This is a genomic window from Paraclostridium dentum (genome assembly GCF_012922555.1).
GTDB lineage: Bacteria > Bacillota > Clostridia > Peptostreptococcales > Peptostreptococcaceae > Paraclostridium > Paraclostridium dentum.
In genome coordinates, this window is sequence record NZ_WIPK01000108.1 from 1 (window position 1) to 497 (window position 497).

Sequence of the window (497 nt, forward strand, 5' to 3'; positions counted from 1 at the left end):
GCCCGAAGCCACCTCTAAACTGGAATTCTGTAGCTGCTCCTGCACCTGCTTCAGCCTTTTTGTCTGCTCCAGGCTGAGCTGCAGATCTCCTGTAGGCATCTCTGTCTCCCTCTCCACGAGTCAGACGTGCTGGTCTCTCTCCCTCCATACCCTTGGGGCGGGGCCTGGCGGTTTCAGGGCGAGTCTGGCGACGAAGAGTTGCAGGTACAATCTCAGGGGGCAGGTGCAGGAAATCCCTCAGGTACTGGATGCCCTCGTTGGTCAAATACCAGTAGAAGTGGCGCCATGCAAACTGCTCCTTGACATATCCGCAGGACTTCAGAGACTGCATGGCCTTCATTACATGAAGGTTGGGCACGTTTTTGTCAGCGAGCTCCGGGTGCTTGGCCAGATGCACATCCTTCTTAGCCACCATCACGCCCTCTTTAAAAAGGAGCTCGTAGATGGCAATGCGATTCTTTTTGGGCATCAACATCTTTGCGCTTGTTGAGAGACCG

At 54.7% G+C, this 497-nt stretch carries 1 protein-coding gene; it reads right to left on the reverse strand.

Features of this window, described 5'->3' with window-relative positions; all coding sequences use genetic code 11:
* Positions 1-497 (reverse strand): eS10 family ribosomal protein (locus GFJ41_RS21060; RefSeq protein WP_206001610.1); only part of this gene is annotated, 497 nt, incomplete at both ends.